The sequence below is a fragment of the Sporosarcina sp. G11-34 genome (genome assembly GCF_026931025.1).
Map to the genome: position 1 here is coordinate 311221 of NZ_JAHNZW010000005.1, position 15753 is coordinate 326973.

The window sequence follows — 15753 nt, forward strand, 5'->3', positions numbered from 1 at the left end:
TCTAGGTTAAACAGCGACTTGCGCTTTTCTTGTCTATATACGCGGCGATAACAGGTATCGCTTTTTAACGTAAGATTTTACCCAAACATCATCGGTAATCTTCCTGACCAATAGGATATCTCAAGAAAGAAATTTGATACAGAAGTTCCGATCAAAATGCTTAAAAATATAAATAATATTTGTGCTTGAAACACTTTGTTTTTTCGCACGATTTGTTCTGGCATAATTGCCTGAAGTGCATAAAACGCAACACCTACAAAGAATATATGTGAACCGATTGCAAGTAATGGTTGGAATCCAAACAAGCCATCCATACGCCTGCCTCCTTAAATAGTCGAAAAAAGGCGGACAGAAGACTTCAACTTCTTCCTCTGCCCGCAATGATCAACTGTAAAATTAATTTTTATTTATTTTCGTAAACGTTAATTCTGTTCTGTGCACGCTTCAAATCAAGTTCTGCCAAATGAAGATCAGCCTTGTCCGGTTTTGCTTCAATAGCTGCTTCAGCAATTTGCGCTGCTTTTTTTGCACGCGCAATATCGATTGTAGCTGCTTTTTCCGCACTTTGTGCAAGTACTGTTACAACGTCTGGACGAACTTCGATGAAACCGCCGTGAACTGCCACAACTTCTGTCGAATCATCCTTGTTTACACGAAGCGCACCGATTTGAAGCGGTGCAACCATCGCAATATGACCGGGAAGGATTCCAATTTCGCCTGCCTCAGTAATCGCAATGATCATTGTCGCTTCAGTTTCAAGAACCGGGCCGTCGGGAGTGACGATATTGACTTGTAATGTCTGCATTTTTGACCCTCCTGATCCGTTCTAATCAAATACAACTTGTCTATTTGATTCGGCAGGGGTTTGAAACCTGCTGAATTAAATTAAACCTCTACACCCATTGCTTTCGCTTTGGCAATAACTTCTTCGATACGTCCAACAAGACGGAATGCATCTTCTGGAATGTGATCGTACGTTCCTGCTAGGATGTCTTTGAATCCTTTAACTGTCTCAGCAACTGGCACATATGAACCTGCCATTCCTGTAAACTGTTCAGCAACGTGGAAGTTTTGTGATAGGAAGAATTGAATTCGACGTGCGCGACCAACAACTAGTTTGTCTTCGTCGCCAAGCTCATCCATTCCTAGAATTGCAATAATATCTTGAAGTTCAGCATAACGCTGAAGCGTAACTTGTACTTCACGTGCTACTTCATAGTGCTCTTCGCCTACAATTTCGGGGCTTAGTGCACGAGAAGATGAAGCAAGTGGGTCAACCGCTGGGTAAATACCCATTTCAGATAGTTTACGCTCAAGGTTCGTCGTTGCATCTAAGTGAGCAAACGTCGTTGCAGGAGCTGGATCCGTATAGTCATCCGCAGGAACATAGATTGCTTGGATAGACGTTACTGAACCTTTGTTTGTTGAAGTAATTCGCTCTTGAAGTAGACCCATTTCCGTTGCAAGTGTTGGTTGGTATCCAACTGCTGAAGGCATACGACCAAGTAGCGCCGAAACTTCAGATCCTGCTTGCGTATAACGGTAAATATTGTCGATAAATAGAAGTACGTCCGCACCTTGTTCGTCACGGAAATATTCTGCCATCGTCAATCCTGTTAGTGCAACACGCATACGTGCGCCAGGTGGTTCGTTCATTTGACCGAATACCATTGCTGTATTTTTAATAACACCAGAGTCCGTCATTTCGTAGAAAAGGTCATTACCTTCACGAGTACGTTCTCCAACACCAGCGAATACGGAAATACCACCGTGCTCAAGTGCAATGTTGTTAATTAATTCTTGGATTAGTACGGTTTTACCTACACCCGCACCACCGAAGAGACCGATTTTTCCACCTTTAATATACGGAGCTAGCAAGTCTACAACTTTTATGCCCGTTTCAAGGATTTCAACTTTCGTTGATAGGAATTCGAATGTTGGTGCTTCACGGTGAATTGGATCACGGCGTTCTGCTGCCGGAATTTCTTCACCAAGGTCAATAACCTCACCAAGTACGTTAAATACGCGACCAAGTGTAACGTCGCCAACTGGTACGGAAATAGCTGCACCATGATCTGTTACTTCGGAACCGCGTTGAAGTCCATCAGTTGAAGACATCGCAATCGTACGAACAGCATTATTACCAAGGTGAAGTGCAACTTCTAAAGTTAGTACCTCAGCTCCTGTGTTCGGACGATCAATTGTTACAGTCAGTGCGTTATAAATATCTGGCAACTGGCCGTTAGTAAATTCGACGTCTACAACTGGACCCATTACTTGTTGAACGTGTCCTATGTTCATTTTGTTTCCTCCTGTCTTACTATATACCGAATGCAAGCCGTGGGATTGGCTAGAATAAATAAAATGGAATGTAACTTATTTGGCTCTAAGTTCGAAAAAGTCTTAGTGCCGACTTTTTGGGGCTGGAAAGTTATAGTACAACTTTCCTTACCAACTTTTTTGAGCCTGTAAAATCACAGTTCGATTTTACTACTCCAGTGCCGCTACTCCACCAACGATTTCTGTGATTTCTTGTGTAATCGATGCTTGACGTGCCCGGTTGAATTGAAGTGTTAATGAATCGATTAAATCGCCTGCGTTATCAGTTGCGCTCTTCATTGCTGTCATACTTGAAGCATGTTCACTTGCCTTACTATCAAGTAACGCACCATAGATTAAGCTTTCCGCGTATTGCGGAAGTAGTACTTCTAGAATTGCTTCGCCAGATGGCTCGAATTCATAAGAAGAAGTCGCCGTCTCTGTTGCGATATCCGTAAGTGGTAGTACCTTTTCCTCCGTAACTTGGTGGGAAATGGCACTAATGTAGTGAGTATAGTACATATAAAGTTCATCATATATACTGTCCGTGAACATACCAACAGCTTTATTAGCGATATCTTTAATTTCGGCAAATGTCGGGTGATCGGACAAACCGATCACACTGTCGATGACGTTATATCCGCGTTTCGAGAAATGTTCAAAACCTTTCCGACCGACTACAAAAATGACAACATCATCTTTAGATGTATGACGTTCTGTAATCGTATTGGTTACTTTACGGATGATATTACTGTTATATCCTCCGCAAAGTCCGCGATCTGAAGTGATGACGATGTAAGCTGTCTTCTTCACTGGGCGGCTTACGAGCATTGGATGTTCTGTATCAGTCCCAGCTGCAATTGATCCCGCAACTTCTTGGATTTTCTCCATGTACGGCACGAATGCCTTAGCGTTCAATTCTGCGCGGCTGAGTTTAGAAGCAGATACCATTTGCATCGCACGTGTAATCTGGCTTGTTTTTTTCGTCGATTTTATGCGGGTTTCTATTTCGCGTAATGATCCCATTGGTTATTCACCACCTAGTTATTTTTTAGTCACATGCCGTTACCTAACAAGTCCTGATTACTCAGATTTTGCGAAAGTCTTTTTGAATTCATTAATAGCTTCTGCCATTGCTTCATCCGTTGGAAGATCTTTCGTGTCGCGGATATGCTCTAAAATACTTGTGTGGTTTGTTTGTAGCCAGCTTGCGATTTCAGATTCAAAACGTAAGATATCTTTGACAGCAATGTCATCGAGGAATCCACGTGTAAGTGCATATAATGCAACAACCTGAATACCAACTGGAACTGGTTTGTTTAAGTCTTGTTTCAGTATTTCTACTGTACGTGCCCCACGGTCAAGTTTACCTTGTGTAATCGGGTCTAAGTCCGAACCGAATTGTGAGAACGCTTCTAGTTCACGGAACGCTGCAAGGTCAAGACGCAGTGTACCCGCAACTTTTTTCATTGCTTTTATTTGTGCTGATCCACCAACACGGGATACTGATAGACCGGCGTTAATAGCTGGACGTACACCCGAGAAGAATAGGTCAGATTGTAAGAAAATTTGTCCATCCGTAATCGAAATTACGTTTGTTGGAATATAAGCCGAAATATCTCCAGCTTGTGTTTCAACGAATGGTAGTGCCGTAATCGAACCGCCACCGAGTGAATCGTTCAACTTCGCTGCACGCTCAAGAAGACGCGAGTGAATGTAGAACACGTCACCTGGATATGCTTCACGGCCAGGTGGACGACGAAGTAGTAATGAAAGTTCACGGTAAGCAGCTGCTTGTTTAGATAGATCATCATAAACAATTAGTACGTGTTTTCCGTCGAACATGAATTCCTCAGCCATAGTAATACCTGCATAAGGTGCAAGGTATAGTAGTGGAGCTGGTTGTGAAGCTGATGCTGTTACAACGATCGTATAGTCTAGCGCGCCGTTTTTACGTAGCGTTTCAACAACTCCACGAACAGTTGATTCTTTTTGTCCAATTGCTACATAAATACAAATCATATCTTGGTCAGCTTGGTTCAAAATCGTGTCAATCGCAACAGTAGTCTTACCTGTTTGACGGTCACCGATGATTAACTCACGCTGTCCACGACCGATTGGTACGAGTGCGTCAATTGCTTTAATACCTGTTTGTAGTGGTTCATGAACAGATTTACGCGCCATAACCCCTTGTGCTGGGCTTTCAATTGGGCGTGTTTTAGTTGTTGCTATTGGACCAAGTCCATCCACAGGTTGCCCTAGTGGGTTTACAACACGGCCAATAAGTTCTTTACCAACCGGTACTTCCATAATACGGCCTGTTCGACGTACTTCATCGCCTTCTTTGATGTCTGTATATGGTCCAAGGATAACGATACCTACGTTATTCGCTTCCAAGTTTTGTGCCATACCCATAACACCAGTAGAGAATTCTAGTAACTCTCCAGCCATGACGTTGTCGAGGCCATGAGCACGTGCAATACCATCACCAATTTCGATAACCGTACCAACTTCGCTCACTTCCATCTCAGATTGATAATTTTCAATCTGCTGTTTTATGAGAACGCTGATTTCTTCAGCTTTGATGCTCATGTTTGTCACCCCTCAAATTTCAGATTTACGACCCAATAAGATCTTTTTTCAGACGCTCAAGTTTACCACTTAAGCTACTGTCATAGATTTTGTTTCCAATTTGAAGGCGAATGCCCCCAATTAGACTTGGATCGATTTCATTTTCGATACGTAATGAAAGCTTGCCCACTTTAGCCGCGAATGCGGTTGAAATTGCTGCTTTTTCATCTTCCGTTAACAATCGTGTTGAAAACACTGTTGCTTCGGTTGTTCCTGCTGCATCATTTGCAAGTGCATTGTATTCGTCGATGACGTTTACCGTCTCGTTAATACGTTTTTTATCAAGCAATACAAACAATATGTTTTGGATTAGCGGATTTGCATCCTTAAACAAAACTGCAAGCAGTTCTTTCTTTTTCGTACTTGTTAATCTCGGGTTGCCGAGTAGTTGCTCAAGTTCTGAGTTGTTTTGGAAAACCTTTTTCAATTCAAGAAGATCTTCATGAACCGAACCGGTTTGTCCGTTAGTTTGCGACAGTTCAAAAAGTGCTTGTGCATAGCGTTTTGCTACAACAGATTTACTCACTGACCATCGCCCGCTTTCGCAATCGTCTCTTCAATTAATGCGCGGTTGTCTTCCTCAGAAATTTCTTTTCCAAGTACTTTAGACGCTGCAAGAACAGAGAGGGATACGAATTCTTCACGTACTGCTGCAACAGCTTTTTCTTTCTCTGATGCAATTTCTTGCGTTGCTTCTTCTTTCAAGCGCCCAACTTCATTGCGCGCTGCTTTGACGATATCTTCTCGTTGTTTTTCACCTTGTTCACGGGCGTTTTCAACAATCGACTGTGCATCATTGCGAGCTTCTTTTAATAAGCTACGCTGCTCTTCAAGAAGGTCCTTTGATTCGGTACGACTTTTTTCAGCCGCCTCGATTTCATTGGCAATCATTTCAGCTCGTTGATCCATAATGCCCATGAGCGGTCCCCATGCGAATTTCTTAAGTAAGATCATGAGAAGCAGGAACAAAAATACTGTAACGATAATATCTCCGAGGTTTAGACCGTCGACGTTGTTTAATTTCTGCAAAAATCCTGCATCAGCTACATTAGCGGCTGCGAGGACGAAGGTATCCAAAAACACGATTGTTTCACTCCCTTCAAGAGCACATGTCTCTTTTAAATATAGATTGTATTTTGGGTACTAATTCATATCGTTCGCACTAAGTGTTTGCTTTTAAAAAGGCGAAGATTTTACACTCAAACCTTCGCCACTTTGACAATTTCAAATACTTATCGGTTCATAACGATGAACGCAATTACTGCTGCGAAAATTGGAACAACTTCAACAAGTGCTACACCGACGAACATGTTTGTTTGAAGAACGCCACGTGCTTCTGGCTGACGAGCGATTCCTTCTTGTGTTTTTGAAACTACCATACCTGCACCTAGACCTGCACCAAGTGCTCCTAGACCGATTGCGATTGCTGCTGCTAATAAACCAACTGAACCTACCATAGTATATTTCCTCCTAAAGTTTCTTATAATTTTTTTATTCTGTCGTGGGAGCACCAGGCTCCCGCGGTTCTTACTGTTTAGTCCGTTCTAACTTTGTTAGACATATAAACCATTGTTAACATAACGAAAATAAACGACTGTATTCCTCCGACGAAGATAGAGAAACCCATCCAAGCAATTCCTGGCACGATTGCGCCAACTAAGCCGAATACGCTTGATGCACCTAGACTCGCGATTAACGCGATCAATACTTCACCTGCATAGATATTACCGTAAAGACGTAAACCAAGTGTCAAGGTACTTGCAAATTCTGCAATGATATTTAGTGGGAGTAAGAAAGGTAGCGGCTTAAGAAAATCTTGTCCGTATCCTTTTGCACCCTTCGCTTTTAACCCATAATAATGTGACAGTACAATAACCATAACTGCAAGTGTCAGTGTAATCATTGGGTCAGCTGTAGGTGATTTCCACCATAGATCACCTTTCCATACGATTGCTAACGGTAATCCGAGCACGTTCGATACGAAAAGAAACAGAATAAGTGTAATTCCAAGTATGTGGAAACGTCCACCTGTCTTCCAATCCATGTTGCTCTTAATAATCCCTTTGACGAAATCCATGATCCATTCAAAGAAGTTTTGCATGCCTGTTGGTTTAACTTGTAAGTTACGCGTTGAAATAAATGCGATAAGAAATACAACTATACAGGTTATCAAAAGCATCATGACGTTTGAAGGATTGTATGATATCCCAAATAATACTTCATTAGGATTCCCATGCTCCATGTTTCGTTCACCTCCCTTGTTCGTGTCTAACGTGGTATATGATCCTGTCAGCTAATAAGATGACATACGGTATCCCGAACCCAGCTACCGTACCGATCAGGTCGAACTGTTCCGGCATCGAAGTTGCAATTGCTGCTGCTGCAATACCAGATGCGAAACGCAACGCAGTTCCAAGCGAAACACTTTTCTTCCCATTCTCAATCGAAAGGTTAAATCGTTCCGATCGTCGAACGAGTACCCAGAAATTATACAATCCAAACAGAGAACCTAATATGAGCCCTGCAAATACAGTCTTCCATTCTGTAAATCCCCAACCGAGGACGAACAACGCAAGCAATGGATATAGGGCCTTTCGTTGCCTGCTATGGATTTCCCGTAATGTTTGCATAGTTAGTTATTCTCCTGCTTCGTATTTCTGGATTTTGGATTAATATTTCGAGTAAGGACTTGCGGAGTGGTTCCCGTTTCGCTGCCCAGCCTTAAACCGGCGTAGACTCCGAAAAGGGTAAAAAAGATGATAGATTTTGTATGTTAATACGCCATTAAATTAGGTTCCATATGTATGAAACGCCTATCATTCTTACCCTTAGTAATCATACAGTAGCATAAAAATGAAGTCAATTGTTTCCTATGTCTTTTTCATGACTCATTTGCACTCCGTCAAACAATGGACAAATTTAAATTGAAAATGATGTATAATTCATTGTTACCTAAGTTTAACACCATTATACCTCGATACCTAGCTTCAAAGGTATCTTAGCAGTTTGCTGATTTCGCATATTTTTTTCAAAGTTGCTTTCATAGTTCAATAATTTATTTTAATTAAAAACGACCTGAATAGTTTCAGGTCGTCGTTTAAGTTAGTTCTAATGAACATAGATGTATCAATTTATAATTACTTATTTTAATTATTAAGACTTTCATTAAGTCTTTTTATTGCTAACTACTTTTTTACGACGATAAATGATGCATTCGTAGATTGGAGTGGAAGGCGGCGTCTCCTGTGGGATTAGCGGTACAGTTGAGACCCCACAGGAGCATCTTTTTGCGACGAGGAGGCTCAACGACCGCCCCACGGAAAGCGTCCGCCTGGAACGCAAATCTATATTATTTGGATTTTATTGCTCCTTATTCACAATCGATAGTTGTTCATTACTCAGATATTCTTTTAACGCTTTGACAATTCGCTCTGACGCACGTCCGTCGCCGTATGGGTTGGCTGCTTCGGCCATCTTTCTATATTCAACGCCATCTGTCAGAAGTTCATCGGTTAGCGCAAATATCGCATCTTCGTTGGTTCCAGCAAGTTTCAAAGTTCCAGCTTCGATTCCTTCGGGGCGCTCTGTTGTGTCGCGTAATACGATAACAGGTTTTCCGAGTGAAGGAGCTTCTTCTTGAATACCGCCAGAATCAGTTAGAATAATATGCGAGGCCGCGGCAATGTTATGAAAATCAATAACTTCCAGCGGGTCTATTAAATGGACCCTGTCATTACTTCCAAGAATTTCATTCGCAATTTCACGAACAACCGGATTCATATGTACCGGGTACACAACTTGGATATCGTCATGTTTTTCAAGGAGTCTATTAATCGCTCTGAACATATTCTTCATCGGTTCCCCGAGATTTTCTCTTCGGTGCGCAGTTAGAAGAATTAACTTATCCGATCCAACCTGTTCAAGGATTGGATGGGTGTAGCCTGCTCGCACTGTTGTATGAAGAGCATCTATCGCCGTGTTTCCTGTAATGTATATGCGATTTTGCGGCTTCCCTTCATCTAACAAGTTTTGTGCAGATGATTCAGTCGGTGAAAAATGTAGATCTGCAATTATTCCTGTTAATTGGCGGTTTACTTCCTCTGGATAAGGAGAGTACTTGTCCCAAGTACGAAGCCCAGCTTCGACATGTCCCACCGCTATTTTATTATAAAATGCGGCAAGACCACCAATAAACGTTGTTGATGTATCTCCGTGAACAAGAACGATGTCCGGCTTAGCTTCTTTCATAATCGCATCAAGTCCTTCAAGGCCTCTCGTCGCGACATCAACAAGCGTTTGTCGTTCTTTCATAATATTTAAATCGTAATCGGGCGTAATGTTGAATGTCCCTAATACCTGATCTAACATTTCACGGTGCTGTGCTGTGACGGTTACGATTGACTCGATTTCCTCGGTATGTTTTTCAAGCTCTAGTACGAGTGGTGCCATTTTGATAGCCTCAGGTCTCGTTCCAAAAATGGTCATTACTTTCCACTTCTTAGTCAAATAACTCCCGCCTTCCAAATCACTTCGTTCCGAAAAGTCTATCTCCTGCATCGCCAAGTCCTGGTACAATGTATCCTTTTTCATCTAGTTTTTCATCAAGTGCCGCTATGTAAATATCAACATCAGGATGTGCTTCAGTCATTGCTTCTACACCTTCAGGAGCTGCAATTAAACACATAAATCGAATCTTTTTTGCTCCGCGTTTTTTTAATGAGTTTACTGCTTCAATTGCAGAGCCACCCGTAGCTAACATCGGATCAAGTAATATTAAATCACGTTCTGCGATATCGCTTGGTAACTTCACATAATACTCAACCGGTAATAATGTCTCTGGATCACGGTAAAGACCGATATGGCCTACTTTTGCGGCAGGAATTAAGTTCAATACGCCTTCAACCATTCCAAGTCCCGCTCGTAAAATTGGAACGATACCCAATTTTTTTCCAGCAAGTACGTTCGACATCGCTTTACGGACTGGTGTTTCAATTTCTGCTTCCGTTAACGGCAAATCGCGCGTTATTTCGTAAGCCATTAATGTTGCAACTTCGTCAACAAGCTCACGAAATTCTTTGGTTCCCGTGTTTATATCTCTAATATAAGTTAGTTTGTGCTGAATTAATGGGTGATCTAGAATATGGACTTTTGGCATTTGAATTCGCTCCTTTAATAAATATCAAGCCTTAGTATAACAGAACAAGATACGATTTTACCACAAGTGGGTGAGCTTCTTCTTTTTTTATTGCTGTAATTTGTTGATTTCACGGAGCGGCATTGGTTTATGGAAATAAAATCCTTGTCCAATTTCACACCCGAACGAGCGTAGCACCATTATTTGCTTCTTGTGTTCAATGCCTTCCGCCATAACAGACACGGTCATATTAGTGAATTTATTATTAACAAAAACAACCGCATTATCGATAAATGGATCCGTTACGATAAAACCCATTTCAAAACGGTCGCCAAACCGCTGAAGCCAGCTGAGTAATCTCGTTTTTTCTTCTTTATGATTTAGATGGACATATTCACACTGCAAGCTTTCTATGTAACTTTACAAATTTTAATTAAAAAAAAGCCACTTTCTTTTCAGAAAGTGGCTTTTATCAATACTATTTATTCATATAGAGGGAACTTGTCTGTCATTGCTACTACGCGTGCTAAAGCTGCTTTCTTCACTGCTTCATCTTCATGGTTTTTAAGGAGTGTGGCCATAATCGACGCAATCTCTTTCATTTCCTCTTCCTTAAATCCGCGTGTTGTCACTGCTGGTGTTCCGATACGAATACCCGATGTGACAAATGGACCTTCCGTATCGAATGGAATTGTGTTTTTGTTAACTGTAATTCCGACTTCATCCAACACAGCTTCTGCAATTTTTCCTGTTATTCCAAGTGAGCGAAGGTTAACTAGAACTAAGTGGTTATCTGTTCCGCCTGATACGATGTCGATTCCTTCAGCCATAAGTGCATCTGAAAGTGCAACAGCGTTTTTCTTCACTTGCTGGATATATGCTTTGAATTCTGGTTGTTGTGCTTCTCTGAACGCTACTGCTTTTGCAGCAATCACGTGCATAAGTGGTCCACCTTGGACGCCTGGGAATACAGACGAGTTAAGTTTACGGCCAAATTCTTCTTTTGCAAGAATGAATCCACCGCGTGGTCCGCGTAGTGTTTTATGTGTAGTTGATGTAACGAAATGTGCATGCGGAACTGGGTTCGAGTGTTCGCCAACTGCAACTAGACCTGCAATGTGTGCCATATCAACGAACAAGTACGCGCCAACTTCATCTGCAATTTCACGGAACTTAGCAAAGTCGATTTCTCTTGAATATGCACTTGCACCTGCAACGATCATTTTGGGCTTGTGCTCAAGCGCTTTTTTACGTACGTCTTCATAGTCGATACGCTCGTCTTCTTTACCAACGCCGTATTCAACAAAGTTATAAAGTTTACCAGAGAAGTTTACTGGGCTACCGTGCGTTAAGTGACCGCCGTGTGAAAGGTTCATCCCAAGGATTGTATCGCCTGGCTCTAATGCCATGAAATAAACAGCCATATTCGCTTGCGCACCTGAGTGAGGTTGAACGTTCGCATATTCAGCACCGAAAATTTCTTTCAGGCGATCACGCGCTGCATCTTCAACGATATCCACATGCTCACAACCGCCGTAGTAACGACGTCCTGGGTATCCTTCTGCATATTTGTTCGTGAGGACTGATCCTTGGGCTTCCATAACTGCTTCAGTTACGAAGTTTTCTGATGCGATTAGTTCAATATTTGTTTGTTGGCGTTTTCTTTCTGCCATAATTGCATCATAAACTACCTTGTCCTCTTTAACGTGGTTAAGTTCTGCCGTAAGATTCTGTGTTTTAACATGTCCCATTGATATTAGTCCCCTTTATCGTTTGTTTTTTTGTTATAAACAGCTCGTTCCCCGCCGATTAACTTCGGTCGGGTTATTGCGATCGTTACGACTGCCTCTCCAATTTTTACGATTGACGTTCGAATTGGAACAGCAACTCGCTTTAAATGCATGCCTATTAAGGTTTGACCAATGTCAATGCCTGCATGCGCCTCGATTTCTTCGACAACAACAGGGTCGTCCATGTTCTCGAATGCATATGCTGACATTGAGCCGCCTGCGTGCGATGTTGGAATGACAGTTACGGGATCGAGATTGAACTTTATTGCCGTTTGACGTTCAATTGTCAGTGCGCGGTTAATATGTTCGCATCCTTGAAAGGCTAGATGCATCCCATATTTTTCAGTGAATTCTTTTAGCGGTTCGTACAAAGCCTCTCCGATTTCAAAAGCCCCTGACGTCCCGATTCTTTTACCCGCAACTTCTGACGTTGAACAGCCGACAACAAATATACCACCTCGTTCAAGCTGTGCTTGCTCAGCCATTTCCGCTAACAGCTCTTCTAGCTGAAGCTTCCATAAATTAAGAGCGTCCACTTGTTTCCCCTCCTATCGATTCAGTCCTCAAGTTTCATTAGTTTTTCAACTCGGCGCGCGTGACGGCCACCTTCAAATGAAGTATCTAACCAAGTCGAAACTATTTCTCTTGCTAGGCCCGCTCCAATAACGCGCTCACCCATTGCAAGTACGTTCGTGTCGTTATGACCACGGGTCGCCTTTGCACTGAAAACATCATGGACAAGTGCACAGCGAATGCCTTTTATTTTATTTGCGGCGATGGACATCCCGATACCGGTTCCGCAAATGAGGATACCACGGTCAAATCGACCATCGACGACACTTTCACAAACTGTCGAAGCGTAATCAGGATAATCTACCGACTCGTCCGTTTTCGGCCCGAAGTCTTCATAGTCAAAACCCCGTTCCGACAGCAATTGAACAATTTCCTTACGAAGCTGGTTGCCTCCGTGATCGGAAGTAATTGCAATTTTCATGACGCACCCCCATTTCTTAATATATTCACTATTCATTCTACCATTCTTCTATCAATAAAACACAGTCCTGGTGAAAGTTTGGACGGGTTTATGTGAAAATAGTTAATTTTTATAATAAATATGGGTTATTGGACGTTTAATTTCCGTACCACGTTATCGATTACTATTGATAATTCGGAAAAGGTCTCTTCGTACGTTTCAAGATTTCCACCGTATGGATCGTGTACATCCTCATTATAACTCTGTTTAATAAAACCTTTTAATGTGAATATCTTGTCCGTATCTTCAGGAAATAGGTGATGAAGGATAGCTTTATGGGCATCGGTCATCGTGAATATATAGTCTGCCCACTCAACATCTTCTTCTTTAACAGCTCTTGACACTGCTGTATAAGGCATGCCTGCAGCTTCAATCAATGTTTTGGCGTTATCCGCAATAGGAATCCCATCTTGGGCGTGAATCCCCGCAGAACGAACAGTTACGTTTTCTATATTTTTGGCGCGTAGTATTGCTTCAGCCATTGGACTTCTACAAGTGTTCCCTGTACAAACTAAATAGATATTCATATTTATTAACTCCTTCTATAAAAGAATTGCTAATTATCACGAATAAAGAACAGTCAACTTCAACTAATGAAGGATAATACCCCCATAACCAATAAGGCTAGCCCTGCAAACTGTCTAAGACATTTGCCACCTTTCAACCCGAGCGATACATTATAGCGCAGTGCGATATAGGCAAATACAAGTGAAAACATTCCCGAGGCGAAGATGAAAAGTACTTTGTTAAACTGAAGCATACCAAACGAAACGCTTACTGAAAAAGAATCAATACTAACAGCTAAGGCAATTATTGCCGGATGTAGTTTCTTTCCAGTTGATGAATTGGTATCCCCGTCTTGCAACAACATATGTAAGCCTATTAATCCAAGTAATACGCCTGACAGCAACGTGCTCCAATCAGAAAAAATAGACGAAGAAATTTCCCCAGTTATAAATCCGAGGAGAGGAAGGAGCATATTTAGGAGTGACGTCCACATTGCCAATACAAATTTCCCTTTCCTCACGTGCAACAACGCGTACACAACGATGACGTCAAGCGTCGTAATACTAGCCGCAAAAACTTCTTCCACCATAAAACCTCCCCGCATAAACATCCATTTATCCTATGCGAGGAAATAATACGTATTCTAGTTAGCTATTATATCGCTTACCATTCGAAGCCTTTAACAGCCGATTCATGAAGGCCGTTCCAACACCGGAAAGATCCGTTTCAGTAGCAAGAATGACATCCGCATCCGTTAAATCACAATCTCGAAGAGCTTTATATAAACTCGCAGACATTTTTTCATTATCGCCGCTAGAGCCAATTGCAAAATACCAATCGGCGTTCGGTACTTTAAAGTTATCTGGTCCAACGACAGCTACTTTTTTATTGTCAGCTTGAATTTGTGCCACCGCATTCTTAATGCGTTCGGCATTTGATTCGATAATAAAAAGTGGCGCTTCTGGTGCGTAATGTGCATATTTCATACCTGGTGATCTCGGCGCTTCTTCTGTCGCTTCATTTGCGCTCACAGCAACAGGTCCAATAACTTCTTCGATCATTTCTCTTGTCACGCCACCTGGCCGTAAAATAATAGGCGGTGTTGTCGTCATATCAATTACAGTCGACTCAAGTCCTATCCCTGTTTGTCCACCGTCCAAAATAAGGGGAATCAAACCATCAAGGTCTTCTGCAACATGCTTCGCTTCTGTTGGACTTGGTTTCCCACTTCGATTGGCACTCGGAGCAGCCAGTGGCCCCTTCAGTTTCCGTAGCAATTCAAGCGCAACCGGATGATCCGGCATACGAACACCGACTGTTGACACGCCAGGTGTTACGTTCGGTGCTATGACTCCTGGAATACGTTCAAAAACAATTGTCAGCGGTCCAGGCCAAAAAGCATCCATAAGCATTTCCGCAGCTGTCGTCATACCCTCCGCGTATTTTGAAACTTCCTCTTTCGTGCCTATATGTACGATTAGCGGATTGTCCGAAGGCCTTCCTTTTGCTTGGAATATTTTATTGACCGCATTTTCATCTGTCGCCAATGCACCAAGTCCATAAACCGTTTCTGTCGGAAAGGCCACAACCCCACTATTCTCTAAAATACCCACAGCCTGTTCATAACTATTTTTGTTATCCATATTTCTGTCCACAGTTATTACCGTCGTCTTCATACTTAAAACCTCACTTACACACAGTTTATCGTTGTTATCCACAACACTTGTTAGTAACTTCAGGAGAACAGCCCTTTTATCCACTCCCAAACGAAGAATGTTACCTTTTCTTCCTCTTCTGCTTCTACTTCCGCTTTATCCGGAAAACAGACTCTTGGGAACAATGCACACCACCAGTTATCTCCACGACCGCTACCTATTGTTAGTATATATGCATCATAATCAGCTTGTGGTTGAATAACAAATCCCGATCTTTTGGCTGGAAATAGCGCTTCCCTACGTTCGAGCGTGACAGACTCTTCTCCAGCAATTGATGTCGCTATTTTCAGGAGCTCAGGCTCAAGCGCCGCTAAGTTATCCCCAAGTTCTTCTCTTGTTTGTGAATTAACGACCGCATTTTCAATTAACGGTTCGATTTGTAGTTGAATTTCTTCTTTAATCAGTTGATCAGCTGGCGTATTTGAATTGGCGAGAAGCCTAAAGCGAATTGTGTCTTCTTCCATAGACTGTGCGCCCGTGAACAATCCTAAAATAGATTGGATAATAATAAGGATAAGGACAAATTCAATATATGGCATCGCTCGCTCAATTTTTGATAGTTTTCGCTTAATCTCGTAATCTTGTATCATCTCTATCTCCCCCTACTCTGCATTGTTGCCAGGG

Annotated in this window: 20 protein-coding genes; all 20 read right to left on the reverse strand. The window is 42.1% G+C overall.

Translation table 11 applies throughout. The annotated features are described in order from the left end of the window. Positions 1–77: 77 nt before the first annotated feature. The 20 genes from KSU66_RS09390 to KSU66_RS09485 all read right to left on the reverse strand — a co-directional run bounded on the left by KSU66_RS09390 (position 78) and on the right by KSU66_RS09485 (position 15719). Positions 78–314: a DUF1146 family protein gene (locus tag KSU66_RS09390; RefSeq protein ID WP_269051179.1), complete on the reverse strand. Its 237-nt coding sequence runs from the start codon at positions 312–314 to the stop codon at positions 78–80. 89 nt (positions 315–403) lie between these two features. Then, entirely contained in the window at positions 404–805 is a 402-nt protein-coding gene (locus KSU66_RS09395; protein WP_269051180.1) for a F0F1 ATP synthase subunit epsilon, read from the reverse strand. An 80-nt stretch (positions 806–885) separates the two neighbouring features. Continuing rightward, complete coding sequence (gene atpD, locus KSU66_RS09400; protein ID WP_269051181.1) at positions 886–2301, reverse strand: F0F1 ATP synthase subunit beta; 1416 nt, start codon at positions 2299–2301, stop codon at positions 886–888. A 189-nt stretch (positions 2302–2490) separates the two neighbouring features. Continuing rightward, entirely contained in the window at positions 2491–3345 is an 855-nt protein-coding gene (gene atpG, locus KSU66_RS09405) for an ATP synthase F1 subunit gamma (protein ID WP_269051182.1), read from the reverse strand. Positions 3346–3402: 57 nt separating this feature from the next. Next, positions 3403–4911 (reverse strand): F0F1 ATP synthase subunit alpha, encoded by a 1509-nt coding sequence (gene atpA / locus KSU66_RS09410; protein ID WP_269051183.1) that lies wholly within the window; start codon positions 4909–4911, stop codon positions 3403–3405. 25 nt (positions 4912–4936) lie between these two features. Beyond that, the gene (locus KSU66_RS09415) at positions 4937–5476 is read right to left on the reverse strand and encodes a F0F1 ATP synthase subunit delta (RefSeq protein WP_269051184.1); all 540 of its coding nucleotides are present in this window, start codon (positions 5474–5476) and stop codon (positions 4937–4939) included. Beyond that, complete coding sequence (gene atpF / locus KSU66_RS09420; RefSeq protein WP_443028958.1) at positions 5473–6033, reverse strand: F0F1 ATP synthase subunit B; 561 nt, start codon at positions 6031–6033, stop codon at positions 5473–5475. The genes KSU66_RS09415 and atpF overlap by 4 nt, the downstream gene beginning before the upstream one ends. Before the next feature lie 149 nt (positions 6034–6182). After that, on the reverse strand, positions 6183–6407 hold the full coding sequence (atpE, locus tag KSU66_RS09425) for a F0F1 ATP synthase subunit C (protein ID WP_269051185.1): 225 nt from the start codon (positions 6405–6407) through the stop codon (positions 6183–6185). A 77-nt stretch (positions 6408–6484) separates the two neighbouring features. Continuing rightward, complete coding sequence (gene atpB, locus KSU66_RS09430; protein ID WP_269051186.1) at positions 6485–7192, reverse strand: F0F1 ATP synthase subunit A; 708 nt, start codon at positions 7190–7192, stop codon at positions 6485–6487. A 7-nt stretch (positions 7193–7199) separates the two neighbouring features. Continuing rightward, positions 7200–7580 (reverse strand): ATP synthase subunit I, encoded by a 381-nt coding sequence (locus KSU66_RS09435; RefSeq protein ID WP_269051187.1) that lies wholly within the window; start codon positions 7578–7580, stop codon positions 7200–7202. A gap of 730 nt (positions 7581–8310) precedes the next feature. After that, entirely contained in the window at positions 8311–9456 is a 1146-nt protein-coding gene (gene wecB / locus KSU66_RS09440; RefSeq protein WP_269051230.1) for a non-hydrolyzing UDP-N-acetylglucosamine 2-epimerase, read from the reverse strand. Between the two features lie 19 nt (positions 9457–9475). Beyond that, entirely contained in the window at positions 9476–10105 is a 630-nt protein-coding gene (gene upp / locus KSU66_RS09445) for a uracil phosphoribosyltransferase (protein ID WP_269051188.1), read from the reverse strand. Positions 10106–10192: 87 nt separating this feature from the next. Beyond that, a complete protein-coding gene (locus KSU66_RS09450) occupies positions 10193–10489 on the reverse strand; it encodes a hypothetical protein (RefSeq protein WP_269051189.1) in 297 nt (98 codons plus the stop codon). A gap of 77 nt (positions 10490–10566) precedes the next feature. After that, positions 10567–11835, reverse strand: a complete 1269-nt coding sequence (glyA, locus tag KSU66_RS09455) for a serine hydroxymethyltransferase (protein WP_269051190.1) — start codon at positions 11833–11835, stop codon at positions 10567–10569. A gap of 5 nt (positions 11836–11840) precedes the next feature. Next, positions 11841–12410 carry a TIGR01440 family protein gene (locus KSU66_RS09460; RefSeq protein ID WP_269051191.1) on the reverse strand — a complete coding sequence of 190 codons (570 nt, stop codon included), beginning with the start codon at positions 12408–12410 and terminating at the stop codon, positions 11841–11843. 20 nt (positions 12411–12430) lie between these two features. Further along, positions 12431–12868 (reverse strand): ribose 5-phosphate isomerase B, encoded by a 438-nt coding sequence (gene rpiB, locus KSU66_RS09465; protein ID WP_269051192.1) that lies wholly within the window; start codon positions 12866–12868, stop codon positions 12431–12433. A 125-nt stretch (positions 12869–12993) separates the two neighbouring features. Next, positions 12994–13434 (reverse strand): low molecular weight protein arginine phosphatase, encoded by a 441-nt coding sequence (locus KSU66_RS09470; protein WP_269051193.1) that lies wholly within the window; start codon positions 13432–13434, stop codon positions 12994–12996. Between the two features lie 59 nt (positions 13435–13493). Beyond that, on the reverse strand, positions 13494–14000 hold the full coding sequence (locus KSU66_RS09475) for a manganese efflux pump (protein ID WP_269051194.1): 507 nt from the start codon (positions 13998–14000) through the stop codon (positions 13494–13496). Positions 14001–14061: 61 nt separating this feature from the next. Continuing rightward, on the reverse strand, positions 14062–15090 hold the full coding sequence (locus tag KSU66_RS09480) for an L-threonylcarbamoyladenylate synthase (protein WP_269051195.1): 1029 nt from the start codon (positions 15088–15090) through the stop codon (positions 14062–14064). 59 nt (positions 15091–15149) lie between these two features. Then, positions 15150–15719 (reverse strand): stage II sporulation protein R, encoded by a 570-nt coding sequence (locus KSU66_RS09485; RefSeq protein ID WP_269051196.1) that lies wholly within the window; start codon positions 15717–15719, stop codon positions 15150–15152. Between the last annotated feature and the right edge of the window lie 34 nt (positions 15720–15753).